We start from the raw sequence: 13,378 nt of genomic DNA on the forward strand, positions 1-13,378 counted from the left end.
TTATGCTGGGGGCCTTTCCTTATTTCCGGGGAAGAACAGACGCGGTCACGCCCATTGGAATCGCCAGGCCGGGCGCTTGACGAGGCCGGCCGCATAGCTGTTCAGCGCGACCTCTTCCTGCCAGATACTCGGGCAGAATCCCGCGTGCTCCAAGGTGATTCGTCGGGCCTCGGTGATGGTCGACGGCGGTGCGGCCACCGACAGTTCCAGTGTGGTGCCGCCGAGCCGGATCACCCGGACGCCGAACCTGTCCTCCCAGGTACGCAATACCGCGGAGATCTTCTCGACGTCCCAGGTGTAATCCATCGCGCCGGTCCAACCGATCAGCGCCGGAGTATCTGCACCGCGGACGCTGGGAACCAGTGCGAGCCGAGCTGTGTCGGCCCCCTCGGCGGCCAGGCGGGCGGCGGCGTATCCGGGATGTACGGCCAATCGTTGTGCCGGAGCGAATCCGGGCCATCCGTTGCCCGAGAAGTCGAAGTACTCGCGGATGAGCTGGTCGCCCGGGACGCGGTCGATGACGTCGGCGGTGGGGGCGGTGCCCAGCAGGGCGATATCGATGGATTCATCGAGTAACAGTGGATACAAGCCGGTCTGGGGATGGTCGTCGAACATCGGCTCCCACCACCGCTGGATGGCGAGACCGGCGTGCTCGGACACCCACATGACGGGCCGGCCGCGGCCTCCCTCGGCGGAGACGACGTGTCCGGCGGGAAAGCCCGCGGGCAAGGTGTTGAACGAATTCTTGACGCACATGACGGATGAACCCCCTGGAGTCCGTTGGCAACTCGATCGGATCTGTCCGGTGAAGCTATGCCGGGGCACCGACAGACAGCGACCTCGGAACGCATCTCCAAGGTGAGAGATATGTGCAGGTCGGGGCATCACCATTTTCGCCGCGGCCGTGAGCTGCGGTTGGCGCGGGTACCGGCTCAATCTGATCGATACGCCAGGGCACGTGGACTTCTCCGATGAGGTCGAGCGATCGCTGCGGGTGCTGGACGGCGCCATCGCGATCTTCGACGCGGTCGCAGGTGTCGAGCCGCAGAGCGAATCGGTGTGGCGACGGGCCGATCGATGCGGTGTGCCGCGAATCGCCTTCGTGAACAAGATGGGACCGTGCCGGAGCCGATCTCGACGCCGCTGTGGATTCCATCCGCCGCAGGTTGCATCCGACTCCGGTCGTGGTGCAGCTGCCGATCGGGCGGGAGGACGGATTCACCGGTGTCGTGGATCTGGTGCGGATGCGGGCGCTGGCGTGGGCGGACGACTCCGGCGTGTTCGTGCAGGAGTCGATTCCGGAGCACCTCGTCGCAGAAGCGGTTCGTCGACGCGCCGAGCTGGACGAGCTTGTGGCCGAACGACATCCGGCGGCACTGGAGGAGTATGTCGTGCGGTCCGAACTGTCGGCGAACACACTGGTCGAGGCGTTGCGGGAGCTGACTCGTAGCGGCGAGGTCGTAGTGGTGCTCTGCGGGGCGGCCTACGGCGACCGCGGGGTCGAACCACTGCTCGATGCGGTGGTGGACTATCTGCCCGCACCGCTGGATCGTCCGGCGGTGTGCGATGTCGGTGACCCGACGCGACGGCGCTCCGCAACGGTGGGTGTGGCGCTCACGGCCGGAGTCGCGGCTATGCCGGGCGGGTTGCCTGGTAGTAGACGATGTGGCCCATGCGGGGGTGGGATTCGGAACTGATGAGGGTGTGGTCGAAGCCGGCAGTTTCGAGGAGGTGCGGGAGGGCGAGGTTGGCCTCGACGTGGCCGTTGCGCAGCAGCTGGCGGCCCAGGAAGGTGTTCGCCCGGGTGATGTCGCCGCCGACGTCCACCAGGTGGAGGCGGCCGCCGGGGCGCAGGACGCGGCGGGCCTCGGTGAGGGCCGCGGCCTTGATGTCGGTGGGGAGGTGGTGCAGCATCAGGGCCGACAGGACTCGATCGAATTCGCCGTCGGGATGCGGCAGGTTCTGGGCGTAACCGCGCTCGAAGCGTAGTCCGCTCAGTCCCTTGGCCTTTCGTTCGGCACGTGCCAGTGCCTTGGGGTCCGGATCGGAGCCGATCACCTCGGCGGCCGGTTGGGCTCGTATCGCCTTGATGACGAGATTGCCGGTACCGCAGCCGATTTCGATGACGCGATGTCCGGGTCGGAGCTCGGCTTGTGCGACGAGGCGGTCGTGGAGTGCGGGCGTGCCCAGCGCCCGGGAGAGCAGGTCGAAGGCGGGGAGCAGGATGTCGTGCCCGGCCGCCGGGAGGTAGTCGTGTGACTGGAGAACCGAATGTGGACGATTTTCGTTCATGAAGTCCATGGTGGGCGCGTATCAGACCTGGAAGTGGGGTGATAGTCGGCAGGAATTGGACTATCTTCGGTTCATGAGCGAGCCGACGCGGGTGGTGCGCCATCAGGGTGGCGTGCCGGTCTACGACTACCGGAGCGATCCGGTGACGCCGCCCGTTTCGACCATGCGAGCCCCGGCCTCCGCGCCCACCCGACGTCGGCATATCCACGATTTCCCGGCACTGTGGTACGTGCCGGGGACCGGTTCGGTGCATGTGGTCGCGGCGGGGCAGGTGGTCGACGGTGCGATGATCGACTCCGTCCGCTCGGGTGTGGGCGTGTTCTTCGATCCGGCCGCGCTGGGCGAGGATGCGCGGGCGCCGTGGCCGGTGTGGCGGTCGCATCCGCTGCTCTATCCGTTCCTGCACGCGCAGCGGGACGGGCTGTTGGAGCTCACCGTGCCTGCGGCGCGACGTCCGGTGTGGGACAGCACGATCGAGGCCATCGAGACCGAGTTGTCGGAGCAGCAGGACGGTTATCGGCTGGCGGCCTGTACTCATCTGACTCTGTTGCTCATCGATCTCGCGCGGTTGGCCGCCGAGACGGTGGGCGATGTGCGGCGCAGTGGTGAGCCGCTGCTGGCCGAGGTGTTCGAGGTGATCGACGAACGTTATGCCGAACAGTTGTCGCTGCGTGATGTGGCGCAGGCGGTCGGCATGACGCCCGGGTACCTGACTACGGTGGTTCGTCATCGCACGGGCCGCACGGTGCAGGACTGGATCCTGCAGCGCCGCATGGACCAGGCTCGTCGGCTGCTGTCGGGAACCGATCTGCCGATTGCCGAAATTGCCCGTCGCGCAGGATTTTCCGACCCGGGATACTTCAGCCGGCAGTTTCGTCGGGCCTTCGGGGTGTCGCCCCGAGCCTGGCGCGCGGCCTCACAGACCTGAGCGCTGAACCGATCGGTCGTTCCGATGTGTGCCCGCACCGACCACCGTCGCGATCCCGGTGAGCGTCCTGGCGCCGCAGATACGCAGCTGGATGTCTCTCGCCGACATGCCTTCTCGTAGGTGGTGGACGTGTCGGTCGCAGAGTCCGGCGTCGGCGCGAGACGACTGTGGGCGGTATCGGCCCGCACCGATACCGCCCACAGCAGGACTGCCAACTACAGCCAGGTGTCGAGAGTGGTTGTGGTGAGGAAGTGTTCGAGGTCGGCGCGCCAGGGGGCCGGGGTGGTCTTCTCCGGTTCGATGGCGGTGTACTGACCTCGGTAGAACAGCAGCGGCCTGTCGGAGTCGGTGGACTCCGACAGGGCCTGTACTCGGCCGATCACGACGTAGTGATCGCCGCCATCGAGCACGTTGTCCACTGTGCACTGGATCGTGGCCAACGCGCCGTCCAGGGCCGGAAGGTCCAGGTCCGTTGTATGCCAATCGATTCCAGCGAACTTGTCGGGTTCGCGGGAGCCGAAGCGGGCACAGACGGGCTGCTGTTCCTCGGCGAGCATGTTGACGCAGAAACTGCCGTTGCGCTCGATCGCCTTCCAGGAGCGGGACTCCTTGGTGGGGCAGAACAGCACCAGCGGCGGTTCCAGCGACAGCGCGGCGAAGGACTGGCACGCGAACCCGATCGGGGCGGCATCCTCACCGAAGGTGGTGATCACGGTGATGCCGGTGCAGAACTGCCCCAGCACATTCCGAAACTGGCGCGGGTCGATGACGGGTTGCTCACTCGTGGTCATTGTGCGTGGCCCTCTACTTGAATCCCACCGAGAAGTCGTGACCCCACAGGCTCACCGCGGTGGACTCCCGGGCGATCCAGGAGTGATCGTCGACTTCCAGTCCCTCGCAACCATATTCGATATCGAAGCCGCCGGGGGTCTTCATGTAGAACGACAGCATCTTGTCGTTGATGTGGCGGCCGAGGGTGGCGGACATCTTGACCTTCTTGCGCATCGCGCGATCCAGGCACAGCCCGACGTCGTCGGAGTTCTCCACCTCGACCATCAGATGCACGATGCCGGTCGGATTCGGCAGCGGCAGGAACGCCAGCGCGTGGTGGCGCGGGTTGCAGCCGTAGAACCGCAGCCAGGCCGGGTCGCCGTCCGCGGGACGCCCGACCATCTGCGGGGGCAGCCGCATCGAGTCGCGCAGCCGGAAGCCCAGCACATCCTGGTAGAACGCCTGTGCCGCAGCATCATCGGTGCAGGTCAGCACGACGTGGCCGAGGCCCTGTTCGGCGGTGACGAACTTGTGGCCGTACGGGCTGACGAACCGGCGGGCCAGGTACTGCGCACCGTAGAACGCCTCGAGCGTGTTGTCGCCCGGGTCCTGGAAACGGATCATGCCCTCGACGCGGCGGTCGGCGAGTTCTTCCTTGGTGGCCTCGGTGAACGGGACTCCCGCCTTGGACAGCGTCTCCCGAAGGCGTTGCAGCGCAGGGGCGTCGGTGACCTCCCAGCCGGAGACCTGTAGCCGGTCCTTCTCGCCGGGCACGATGACCAGGCGGGCCGGGAAGTCGTCCATGCGTAGATAGAGGGCGTCGGGGTCGGAGCCCTCGCCCTCCATCATGCCGAGCACCTTGAGCCCGTACTCGCGCCAGGCCGCCATATCGGTGGCCTCGATGCGCATGTATCCGAGCGCGCGAATACTCATATCACCTCTCCTTGAGGCCGAGCAGGAAGTCGGTTGTCAGACGGTTGAATTCGTTGAACTTCTCCGCCTGAGCCCAGTGACCGCAGCCACCGAACACATGCAGTTGTACCCGCGGGATCGACTTGACCGCCACCAGAGCGCCGTCGAGCGGGTTGACCCGGTCCTCGCGGCCCCAGATCAGCAGCACCGGCTGGCGCAGCTTGTAGGCGTCGCGCCAGAGCATGCCCTTCTCGTAATCGGCCGAGGCGAAGGATTTGCCCATCGCGCGCATGGCGGCCAAGGACTCCGGGGTACGGGCCAGTTCGAACCGCTCGTCGATCAGTTCCGGGGTGACCAGCTTCTGGTCGAAAACCATGATCCGGATGAACTTCTCGATGTTCTCCCGGGTCGGCTCGCCGACGAAGGTGCTCAGCGCCTTCACGCCCTCGGTCGGATCGGGCCCGAACAGGTTCGTGCTCACTCCGCCCGGACCCATCAGCACGAGTTTGCCCGCGCGGTCGGGGTAGTCGAGCGCGAAACGCACCGCCGCGCCGCCGCCGAGCGAGTTGCCCAGGACGTGCACCCGGTCGGTGATTTCGAGGGCGTCGAGCAGATCCTTCAGCGCCGAGGCACTGTGCACGAAGTACTGCGGATGCTCGGTCGGCTTGTCGGACAGGCCGAATCCGGGCTGATCCACGGCCAACACGTGAAAGTCCTTGGCCAACACCGGAATATTGCGCGCGAAGTTGGCCCAGGACGACGCGCCCGGACCGCCGCCGTGCAGCAGCACGATCGTGGGGCCGTTGCCCACGCCCGCCTCGTGATAGTGCAGCTTCAGATCCGGCCGCACCTGGGCGTATCGGGAGGTGGACTCGAAGGTGATCTCCGAAACCGTCGTCATCACACCATCCCGTCGGTGACCGGCATGCCGAACGCGTGCGTGCCGTACATCGTGTAGGCGCGCTCGGGATCGTTGGCGGCGTGCACGCGCCCGGCGTGCGCGTCACGCCAGAAGCGCTGCAGCGGAGTGCCGTTCGCCAGCGCGGTGGCGCCGGAGCTCTCGAACATCTTGTCGATCGAGGCGATGGCCCGGCCGGTGGCGCGGACCTGGTCGCGACGGGCGGCCACGCGCAGATCGAACGGGATCTCCTCGCCCGCGACCAGCAGCTTGTACTCGTCGGCGACGTTGCCCGAGAGCTGACGCCACGCGGCGTCGATATCGCTGGCGGCCTCGGCGATGCGGACCTTGGCGAACGGGTCGTCCTTGGCCTTCTCGCCGGCGTAGGCGGCACGCAGGCGCTTGCCCTGGTGCTCGACGTGCGCCTCGAGCGCACCGTAGGCCATGCCGACAATCGGGGTGGAGATGGTGGTGGGATGGATTGTGCCCCAAGGCATCTTGTAGACCGGGTCGGTGTTCTCGGTCAGGCCGGGCGCGGTCAGGTCGTTCATGGCCTTGTAGCTCAGGAACCGGTGCCGCGGCACGAAGACGTTCTCCAGCACCAGCGTGTTGGAGCCGGTTCCCTTGAGGCCCACCACGTTCCACACGTCATCGATGCGGTAGTCGGTGCGCGGCACCAGGAAGCTGCCGAAGTCGACCGGCTTGCCGTCCTTGATCACCGGGCCGCCGACGAAGGTCCAGCTGGCGTGGTCGCTGCCCGAGGACCAGGCCCAGGAGCCGTTGACGATGTAGCCGTCGCCGCTTTCGGTGACCACGCCCGCGCCCATCGGGGCGTAGGAGGAGGAGATGCGCACGGACGTGTCCTCGCCCCAGACCTCTTGCTGGGTCTGCTGGCTGAACAGCGCCAGATGCCAGTTGTGCACGCCGATGATGCCCGACACCCAGCCGGTGGAGCCGCAGGCGCTGGCGATCCTGCGCACGGTGTCGTAGAAGATGACCGGATCGCACGCGTAGCCACCCCACTGGCGCGGCTGCAGCAGCTTGAAGAAACCGGTTTCCTGTAGCGCCTTCATGGTCTCGTCGGGGATGCGGCGCAGATCCTCTGCCTCCTGCGCCTGCTCGCGCAGCTTCGGCAACAGCGCTTCGACCCGTTCGGTCACTTCTTGCGTCATCTCGGTGGCTGCTCCTGGCTCGATCGGTGCGGGGATCCTTCGTCCTGGGGCTGATGTGTCCCCGGGACTGATACTTACTCTGAGACTAGAACACGTTCTTGTTCATGTCGAGAACGGGTGTTCGCTGAGGGTGGTGGGTGGCCAGTGCCTGGTAGTCGCGGGAATAACTGGCGCAGGGCCGGACAATTTTGTAACGTGTTCTAGTAATCGTAGAGGAGGGATCGCAATGGCAGTAACCCCACCGCGGGGCGGTAAGGTCCGCGAGATCGATGTCGGCACCGCGCCCACCCGGTATGCGCGGGGATGGCATTGCCTCGGCCTGGCCGCACCGTTCCGGGACGGCAAGCCGCACGCCATCTCGGTGTTCGGCACCAAACTGGTGATTTTCGCCGACAGCAACGGCGAGCTTCAGGTGCTGGACGCGTACTGCCGGCACATGGGCGGCGACCTGAGCATGGGCGAGATCAAGGGCGATTCGGTCGCCTGCCCGTTCCACGACTGGCGCTGGGGCGGTAACGGCCGCTGCACGGGAATCCCGTACGGCCGCCGGGTGCCTCCGCTGGCGCGGACCCGTTCGTGGACCACGCTCGAGCGCAACGGACAGCTGTTCGTCTGGCACGACCACGAGGGCAACCCGCCGCCGGAGGATGTCACCATCCCGCACATCGAGGGCCCCTACACCGACGCCGACGGCAACGCGACCGAGACCCTCGACGACGGCTGGACCGAGTGGACCTGGCACTCGATGCTGATCGAAGGCGCCAACTGCCGCGAGATCATCGACAACGTGGTCGACATGGCGCACTTCTTCTACATCCACTTCGCCTATCCGACGTTCTTCAAGAACGTCTTCGAAGGGCATGTGGCCTCGCAGTTCCTGGAGACCAAGTCGCGTCCGGACGTGGGTATGGGCTCGCAGTACGGTGATTCGCTGCTCAAGTCGGTGGCCGCGTACTACGGACCCTCCTACATGATCAATCCGCTGAACAATTTCTACGGCGGGTTCGAGGTCAAGAGCGTCCTGATCAACTGCCACTATCCGGTGTCGCAGGATTCGTTCATGCTGCAGTACGGCATCACGGTGCAGAAGCCCAAGGGCCTGGACGACGAGTCCTCGAAGAAGCTGGCCGCGAAGATGACCGAGGGCATCGGCGTCGGCTTCCTGCAGGACGTGGAGATCTGGAAGCACAAGTCCAAGATCGAGAATCCGCTGCTGTGCGAGGAGGACGGGCCGGTCTATCAGCTGCGTCGCTGGTACGACCAGTTCTACGTCGACGTCGCCGATGTCGATCCCAAGAGCACCCAGCGCTTCGAATTCGAGGTCGACACGACCAAGGCGAACGAGGCGTGGGAGGCGGAGGTCGCCGAGAACCTGCGCCGCAAGCGGGAATCCGACGAGGCGGCCGCCGCGGAGGCGGGAGTCTGATGACCGCCTGGGCGAAAGCACCGGACTTCGTGGATCGTCCGGAGCGGCGGGCGCAGGTGCGCGCCCAGACGGTCGTGGACAAGCAGCGCTATCTCGAAGACGGGATGACTCCGCTGTCCTGTCTGACATGCGGGACGAAAGTCCTTGTGCGCAAGTCCAGTTCGCAGCAGACCTCGGTGCAGTGGACGGTGGATCCGGCCCAGCACTGCCCGGTGTTCCAGCAGTTGGCCGGCGGGCCGGGCCGTCCCGAGGGGTGCCCGAACCTGCATCGTGCGATCGAGCACGCCGTGCACGAGGGGATCATCGCCGTCGAGGAGTAGCGGCAGATCCGTTGTGCCGGAACGCACCCCGCCCGAATGTCCGGGCGGGGTGCGTTTTGTCATGATTGCCCACTGATCATCGATCGCCGAACGATGAATATGCCTCGCATCCCTGGGGTATCCTCGCTGCTGTTCTTCACCAGATATGCGCTCGGGTTGAAATTCTTCTTCCATGCGAAAGGTGATCTGTGGGAACAGGCAAACATCGAGCTGTGCGTCAGCGTCGATACAAGATGCCATCGTCGGTCGTTCTGAGCGCCGTTCCATTTGCGCTCATTCTGACAAATGCCGGGACCGTGAACGCCCAGCCTGTCAAGAGTAGCGCGGTATCGCGGGCCGATCAGGACCAAGGCGACCAATTCGTCCCTGACCAGCCGGAGCAATGGCCTTCGGCGGTGGCACCGAATGTGCATACGTACCGAGGAGCGCATATTCCGGATGACACGTTGAGTTCGTTGCAGTGGGCGCGGCCGATTCCGGACGAAAAGTATCTGGCTCCCCTGGGGCCGCTGACTGCGCCGGTTCAGGTCGCGCCGGTACCACCGATCGCACCTCGGCCGGGCAAATTGCGTTTCGGTGACCTGCAAGTCGATTCACCGGGATGGCTCGGTCGGGAGCAGGCGATTCAGCTCAACGACGGTGCCGCCGAAACCGAAGCCGGACTGGCAACCTTTCTCGATTCGATTGGAATGGAACGCAGTCGATCCGACCGCGTCGCGGGAGAAACTGTCGCAGGCGCCGTGACCGGCGCGACTGCGGGCGCGGTGGCGGCGAGTCCCTTCGGCGTGATCGGCGGGGTCGCCGGCGGAGCACTCGGCGCTGTCATCGGCATTCCATTCGCGCCGATCGGCCTCGTCGCGGTTCCCATCGGCGCCGCATACGGCCTCGCGCTCATGGAGGTTCCGATTGCCGCACTCGGCGCCGGTGTGGGCGCAACCCTCGGCGCGGCGGACGCGCTGAGCGCACCACCACGGGCGCTTCACGACTGACGCCGTGAACCTCGATCGTCCGGGGCGGTGCGGACCTAGCGGGTGCTTCGGATACGTCGACGAGCATCAGCCCGTCCACCCAGGCACGCCTCAGTCGAGGCGGAAGTCGGCGAAGTCGAATCCGGGGGCGACGATGCAGCTGACCAGGACGTATTCGTCGGTGGCGGGTTTGGCAGACTGGCTCACGCCGCCGGGGACGACGGCCTGGAGCAATTGTCCGCCTTCGACATCCGGGCCGAGGGTGATCTCGTCGCCGCCGATGTTCAGCAGCAGTGGGCCGCCGCGCTGCCACAGCCAGATCTCGTCCGAGCGGACCGTATGCGGTGCGGAGTGCTCGTGCGGCAGCAGCAGGAAGTGGATCGCGGTCGCGGACGAGCGCGGGGCGCCGTAGCCTTCGGGCTCGAATTCCACCGGGCTGCGGTAGGTTTCGCGGAACCAGCCGCCCTCGGGGTGCGGTTGCAGGTCGAGGGCGCGGGCGAGTTCGGGGCGGTCGGTCACGGTGTGTGCCTCCTGGGCTGGCGGATGCGGTCCATCGAGACGATCGTGCTGGGTCGCGCGCCCGAACACGAATCGGCCGTGGACTTATCGGTCGGTGTCGTGCGGCCGGCTGTAGGCCAGGGCGACGTGCGTGAACAGGTCGACGCGCTGGGCGTGGGCGGTGGCGCTGTCGGGTTCGAGCAGGCATTGGGTCGCGGTGCCGTCGTGGACGGCCACCAGGGCGCGGCCCAGGGCGTCGGGATCGGTCACCGTGCGGCCCGCGCGGTCCAGCAGCGCGCCCAGTACCGGCAGCAGGGCGGCGACGATCGCCTCCTCGCGTGCGGCCATCACCCGCCGCAGCGCGGGATTGCGCAGGGCGTGCGCGGTGAATTCATAGGTGATGCGAAACCATTTGTCCTCCAAGGGGATCGCATCCAGGACCCGTTCGACGCCGGCATGCAGATCGTCCACGTTCGCGACCTCGTCGAGGACCGCGGACAAATCGCGCAGCATATTCGCCGACCGCTGCTCCCACATCGCCAGGAACAATTCCTCGAGCGAGGTGAAATTCGAGTAGAACGCCCCGCGGGTATATCCGGCCCGCTCGCAGATCTGCTCGACGGTGCAACGCCCGAAACCCTCCTGCGCGAAGGCATCGAACGCGGCGTCCAGCAGCCGCTGCCGAGTTTCGGCCCGCCGCTTGGTGACCCGGGGCGTACGCGGTGCCGCCGCGCCGGTCTCGTCGGCCTGCACGGACATCGTCACCTCCCGCTCAATGGATACACGACCGTATCAAACTTCGGGTCCGCGCTGGTTGCTCGGCTGATGCCGGTGGAGTGGGCCCGCGATGCGACCGGTCGGCGGTTAGTGTGTCCGGTATGAGCTGGCGGCGACGTGGCGGCTCGGTCGGGGTGCTGACCGGCGCGGGAATCTCGACCGATTCCGGAATTCCGGATTTCCGCGGACCGCGCGGGGTGTGGACCGAGGATCCGATCGCGGAATTGCTCTCCACCTACGACAACTACATGGCCGATCCCGAACTGCGACAACGTGCCTGGATCGCGCGGCGGGACAATCCGGCCTGGCAGGCCCGGCCCAATGCGGCGCATCGCGCGCTGGTCCGATTGGCGCAGGCGCGCACGGTCAACATCGTCACCCAGAACATCGATCGGCTGCATCAGCGCGCCGGATCGCCGCCGGAATCGGTGGTGGAGATCCACGGCAACATGTTCGAGGTCGAATGCACCGTCTGCGATTTCCGCACGACGATGTCCGCGACGTTGGAACGGGTGGCCGCCGGTGAGCCGGATCCGCCCTGCCCCGACTGCGGCGGCATCCTCAAGGCCGCGGTCATCATGTTCGGTCAGCAATTGAATCTGCGCAGTATGCTCACCGCCCAGTTGGTCGCCGAAACCTCGGACATCTTCCTGGGCGTGGGCACATCGCTGCAGGTCGAACCGGCCGCCTCGCTGTGCGGCATCGCTGTGGAGCACGGTGCGGACCTCGTCATCGTCAACGCCGAGCCCACGCCCTACGACTCGATGGCCACCGAGGTTATCCGCGATCCCATCGGTACCGCTCTGCCGGATCTGGTCGCCGATCTGCTGGCCCGCCCCGATTCGTAGGCGGGCCGGGCTTCGACAACCACGGCTACCTGCGCGCCTGACCAGTGGAGAGCCGATGGATGGCCGTGTCGGCGCGCAGGGCCGGTTTCAGGCGAAGGGCGAGTCCGGACGGGGTTGGAGTTCCTCGTCGAGATAGATGTCGACCTTCTCGTTGTAGAAGCAGACCAGGCCGGTCACCTTCTGGCTTTCGGGCAGCGGGGTTCGGTAGATCCAGACGAGATCTTCGTGAGTGACGCCGTTGACGTCGAGGTTGAAATAGCCCGCGGTGCCCTTGTAGGGGCAGTGCGTCCGGGTCTCCGACGGAGTGAACAGGTCCTGGCGGGTGTCCGGGAGGGGGAGGTAGTAGCGCGGCGGGAGGCCGGTTTCGAACAGGATGTGCGGAGAGTGCGAATCGGCGACGGTGACGCCGTCCACCACGACCCGCACGTGCCGGGAACTGCTCAGGATGTCCACGCGGGTGTAGGGGTTGCGGGGGTGGACGTAGATGGGTTCGTCCTCCTCGAACCATTCGTCCATCGCACTCCACTCGAGGCGCACCAGATCACGCAGCTCCGGAATCGGTGAATCCGGATAACGCAGGGCCGCAGCGGATTTGGTGATGCCGTCGACGACGACGTCGTGGATCAGGCCGTCGCCGCGACTGGGCGAGTGCTTGGTCTCACCGGTCGCCTTCAATTCGGCGTGCACATCGTCCAGCGGCACGTAGTAGGCGGGGTAGTACGGAATCTCCCAGACCAGGGTGGGATGGATGGTGTCGGCGACGAGCCGACCGGCAGCGTAGGCGCGCACACGTTTGTGTCCGGGTTCGGTTCCGACCCGGCCCCGATTCCTGTCGCTCATACCCGCCCAAGGTACTCCCGGACGGTGACATCCCGGTGTCGCCGTGCGCAGGGTCAGTCGGTGACGAGGAAGTCGCGGGCCGCGGTCAGGATCTGCTCGGACAGGTCGTCGCCCGCGGCGGCCCGGGCGAGCATCACCGCGCCCGCCATGACCGCAATTTCGACCAGGGTGTCCCGATTGTCTTCGGAGGCAGTCGGATTCAGGCGACCGAGATCGTCGATCATCTGCCGCATGCCCTCGAGGTATGCCGCGCGCAGGGGGCTGTCTGGGTCGGTGCGGGCGACGTCGCCGGCCAGGGCGGCGATGCCGCAGCCCTGCGCGGGGGTGTCGCGGTGGGCTGTGGACAGGTAACGCTCGAGGAAGGCGCGGCGTGCGGCGCGTTCGTCGGGCCCGGCTTCGAGCAGATCCGCTCGTTCGCGTTCCTTCTCCGCGCAGGCGGCCGAACAGGCTTGTGCCACAAGGTCTTCCTTGGATCGGAAGTGCCGGTAGAAGCCGCCGTGGGTGAGTCCGGCCGCGGCCATCACCTCCGGCACCGTCACGCCGTCGACCCCGTCGCGGCGCACCAGTGCCGAGGCCGCGTCCAGGACCTCTCGGCGGTGCGTCTCGGCCTGCGCACGCGATGACCGCGGCATGGCGTCCCCTTTCCGTGTGCTGTGTATCGCCTCACCAGTCTTGCGCAGCAGAATAGATGATGGCAATAATCTAAAACGTAGCGGGTGCGGGCTCAC

The 13,378-nt window shown here is 66.3% G+C and carries 16 protein-coding genes and 1 pseudogene; 7 read left to right on the forward strand and 10 right to left on the reverse strand.

Features of this window, described 5'->3' with window-relative positions:
- Nucleotides 1–45: 45 nt before the first annotated feature.
- Nucleotides 46–756, reverse strand: coding sequence for a DUF4253 domain-containing protein (locus ON40_RS47810; RefSeq protein WP_051192570.1), 711 nt, complete (start codon nt 754–756; stop codon nt 46–48).
- Nucleotides 757–904: 148 nt separating this feature from the next.
- On the opposite strand from ON40_RS47810, the pseudogene ON40_RS55915 reads away from it, so the two are divergent.
- A pseudogene (locus ON40_RS55915) lies at nt 905–1,054 on the forward strand (GTP-binding protein); the annotation flags it as partial.
- A gap of 91 nt (nt 1,055–1,145) precedes the next feature.
- Complete coding sequence (locus ON40_RS54295; protein WP_245567621.1) at nt 1,146–1,697, forward strand: hypothetical protein; 552 nt, start codon at nt 1,146–1,148, stop codon at nt 1,695–1,697.
- Here ON40_RS54295 and ON40_RS02120 read toward each other — a convergent pair.
- Nucleotides 1,633–2,292, reverse strand: coding sequence for a class I SAM-dependent methyltransferase (locus ON40_RS02120; protein WP_040818064.1), 660 nt, complete (start codon nt 2,290–2,292; stop codon nt 1,633–1,635). The genes ON40_RS54295 and ON40_RS02120 overlap by 65 nt on opposite strands.
- Before the next feature lie 73 nt (nt 2,293–2,365).
- Here ON40_RS02120 and ON40_RS02125 point away from each other — a divergent pair, with 73 nt between their 5' ends.
- A complete protein-coding gene (locus ON40_RS02125; protein ID WP_040818066.1) occupies nt 2,366–3,220 on the forward strand; it encodes a helix-turn-helix transcriptional regulator in 855 nt (284 codons plus the stop codon).
- 215 nt (nt 3,221–3,435) lie between these two features.
- Here ON40_RS02125 and hsaB read toward each other — a convergent pair whose 3' ends face one another.
- The 4 genes from hsaB to hsaA are packed head-to-tail and all read right to left on the reverse strand — an operon-like array spanning nt 3,436 to nt 6,973.
- Nucleotides 3,436–4,011 (reverse strand): 3-hydroxy-9,10-secoandrosta-1,3,5(10)-triene-9,17-dione monooxygenase reductase subunit, encoded by a 576-nt coding sequence (gene hsaB / locus ON40_RS02130; protein WP_040817892.1) that lies wholly within the window; start codon nt 4,009–4,011, stop codon nt 3,436–3,438.
- Between the two features lie 13 nt (nt 4,012–4,024).
- Complete coding sequence (gene hsaC / locus ON40_RS02135) at nt 4,025–4,924, reverse strand: iron-dependent extradiol dioxygenase HsaC (RefSeq protein ID WP_040817893.1); 900 nt, start codon at nt 4,922–4,924, stop codon at nt 4,025–4,027.
- Nucleotide 4,925: 1 nt separating this feature from the next.
- A complete protein-coding gene (gene hsaD / locus ON40_RS02140) occupies nt 4,926–5,804 on the reverse strand; it encodes a 4,5:9,10-diseco-3-hydroxy-5,9,17-trioxoandrosta-1(10),2-diene-4-oate hydrolase (RefSeq protein WP_040817895.1) in 879 nt (292 codons plus the stop codon).
- Nucleotides 5,804–6,973 carry a 3-hydroxy-9,10-secoandrosta-1,3,5(10)-triene-9,17-dione monooxygenase oxygenase subunit gene (gene hsaA, locus ON40_RS02145; RefSeq protein ID WP_040817896.1) on the reverse strand — a complete coding sequence of 390 codons (1,170 nt, stop codon included), beginning with the start codon at nt 6,971–6,973 and terminating at the stop codon, nt 5,804–5,806. Before hsaA ends, hsaD begins: the two co-directional genes overlap by 1 nt.
- A gap of 226 nt (nt 6,974–7,199) precedes the next feature.
- On the opposite strand from hsaA, the gene ON40_RS02150 reads away from it, so the two are divergent.
- The 3 genes from ON40_RS02150 to ON40_RS02160 all read left to right on the forward strand — a co-directional run bounded on the left by ON40_RS02150 (nt 7,200) and on the right by ON40_RS02160 (nt 9,708).
- Entirely contained in the window at nt 7,200–8,399 is a 1,200-nt protein-coding gene (locus tag ON40_RS02150; protein WP_040817898.1) for a 3-ketosteroid-9-alpha-monooxygenase, oxygenase component, read from the forward strand.
- Complete coding sequence (locus ON40_RS02155; protein WP_040817899.1) at nt 8,399–8,719, forward strand: hypothetical protein; 321 nt, start codon at nt 8,399–8,401, stop codon at nt 8,717–8,719. The genes ON40_RS02150 and ON40_RS02155 overlap by 1 nt, the downstream gene beginning before the upstream one ends.
- Before the next feature lie 446 nt (nt 8,720–9,165).
- Nucleotides 9,166–9,708 (forward strand): hypothetical protein, encoded by a 543-nt coding sequence (locus tag ON40_RS02160; RefSeq protein WP_245567622.1) that lies wholly within the window; start codon nt 9,166–9,168, stop codon nt 9,706–9,708.
- Between the two features lie 90 nt (nt 9,709–9,798).
- Here ON40_RS02160 and ON40_RS02165 read toward each other — a convergent pair whose 3' ends face one another.
- Together ON40_RS02165 and ON40_RS02170 are read right to left on the reverse strand one after the other, a co-directional pair.
- Complete coding sequence (locus tag ON40_RS02165; RefSeq protein ID WP_040818067.1) at nt 9,799–10,206, reverse strand: cupin domain-containing protein; 408 nt, start codon at nt 10,204–10,206, stop codon at nt 9,799–9,801.
- 84 nt (nt 10,207–10,290) lie between these two features.
- Complete coding sequence (locus ON40_RS02170; protein WP_051192571.1) at nt 10,291–10,944, reverse strand: TetR/AcrR family transcriptional regulator; 654 nt, start codon at nt 10,942–10,944, stop codon at nt 10,291–10,293.
- 119 nt (nt 10,945–11,063) lie between these two features.
- On the opposite strand from ON40_RS02170, the gene ON40_RS02175 reads away from it, so the two are divergent.
- Nucleotides 11,064–11,810, forward strand: coding sequence for an SIR2 family NAD-dependent protein deacylase (locus ON40_RS02175; protein ID WP_040817902.1), 747 nt, complete (start codon nt 11,064–11,066; stop codon nt 11,808–11,810).
- A gap of 87 nt (nt 11,811–11,897) precedes the next feature.
- On the opposite strand, the gene ON40_RS02180 is transcribed toward ON40_RS02175, so the two are convergent.
- Both ON40_RS02180 and ON40_RS02185 read right to left on the reverse strand, forming a co-directional pair.
- Entirely contained in the window at nt 11,898–12,650 is a 753-nt protein-coding gene (locus tag ON40_RS02180) for a DUF427 domain-containing protein (protein WP_040817904.1), read from the reverse strand.
- A 53-nt stretch (nt 12,651–12,703) separates the two neighbouring features.
- The gene (locus ON40_RS02185) at nt 12,704–13,282 is read right to left on the reverse strand and encodes a TetR/AcrR family transcriptional regulator (protein WP_040817905.1); all 579 of its coding nucleotides are present in this window, start codon (nt 13,280–13,282) and stop codon (nt 12,704–12,706) included.
- Between the last annotated feature and the right edge of the window lie 96 nt (nt 13,283–13,378).

Source organism: Nocardia jiangxiensis NBRC 101359, from assembly GCF_000308615.1.
GTDB lineage: Bacteria > Actinomycetota > Actinomycetes > Mycobacteriales > Mycobacteriaceae > Nocardia > Nocardia jiangxiensis.

Coding starts and splice junctions, on each gene's coding strand:
- ON40_RS47810 (WP_051192570.1), bottom strand. CDS start 756: ATGTGCGTCAAGAATTCGTTCAACACCTTGCCCGCGGGCTTTCCCGCC.
- ON40_RS02170 (WP_051192571.1), bottom strand. CDS start 10,944: ATGTCCGTGCAGGCCGACGAGACCGGCGCGGCGGCACCGCGTACGCCC.
- ON40_RS02155 (WP_040817899.1), top strand. CDS start 8,399: ATGACCGCCTGGGCGAAAGCACCGGACTTCGTGGATCGTCCGGAGCGG.
- hsaB (WP_040817892.1), bottom strand. CDS start 4,011: ATGACCACGAGTGAGCAACCCGTCATCGACCCGCGCCAGTTTCGGAAT.
- ON40_RS02175 (WP_040817902.1), top strand. CDS start 11,064: ATGAGCTGGCGGCGACGTGGCGGCTCGGTCGGGGTGCTGACCGGCGCG.
- ON40_RS02120 (WP_040818064.1), bottom strand. CDS start 2,292: ATGAACGAAAATCGTCCACATTCGGTTCTCCAGTCACACGACTACCTC.
- ON40_RS02180 (WP_040817904.1), bottom strand. CDS start 12,650: ATGAGCGACAGGAATCGGGGCCGGGTCGGAACCGAACCCGGACACAAA.
- hsaD (WP_040817895.1), bottom strand. CDS start 5,804: ATGACGACGGTTTCGGAGATCACCTTCGAGTCCACCTCCCGATACGCC.
- hsaA (WP_040817896.1), bottom strand. CDS start 6,973: ATGACGCAAGAAGTGACCGAACGGGTCGAAGCGCTGTTGCCGAAGCTG.
- ON40_RS02125 (WP_040818066.1), top strand. CDS start 2,366: ATGAGCGAGCCGACGCGGGTGGTGCGCCATCAGGGTGGCGTGCCGGTC.
- ON40_RS02185 (WP_040817905.1), bottom strand. CDS start 13,282: ATGCCGCGGTCATCGCGTGCGCAGGCCGAGACGCACCGCCGAGAGGTC.
- hsaC (WP_040817893.1), bottom strand. CDS start 4,924: ATGAGTATTCGCGCGCTCGGATACATGCGCATCGAGGCCACCGATATG.
- ON40_RS02150 (WP_040817898.1), top strand. CDS start 7,200: ATGGCAGTAACCCCACCGCGGGGCGGTAAGGTCCGCGAGATCGATGTC.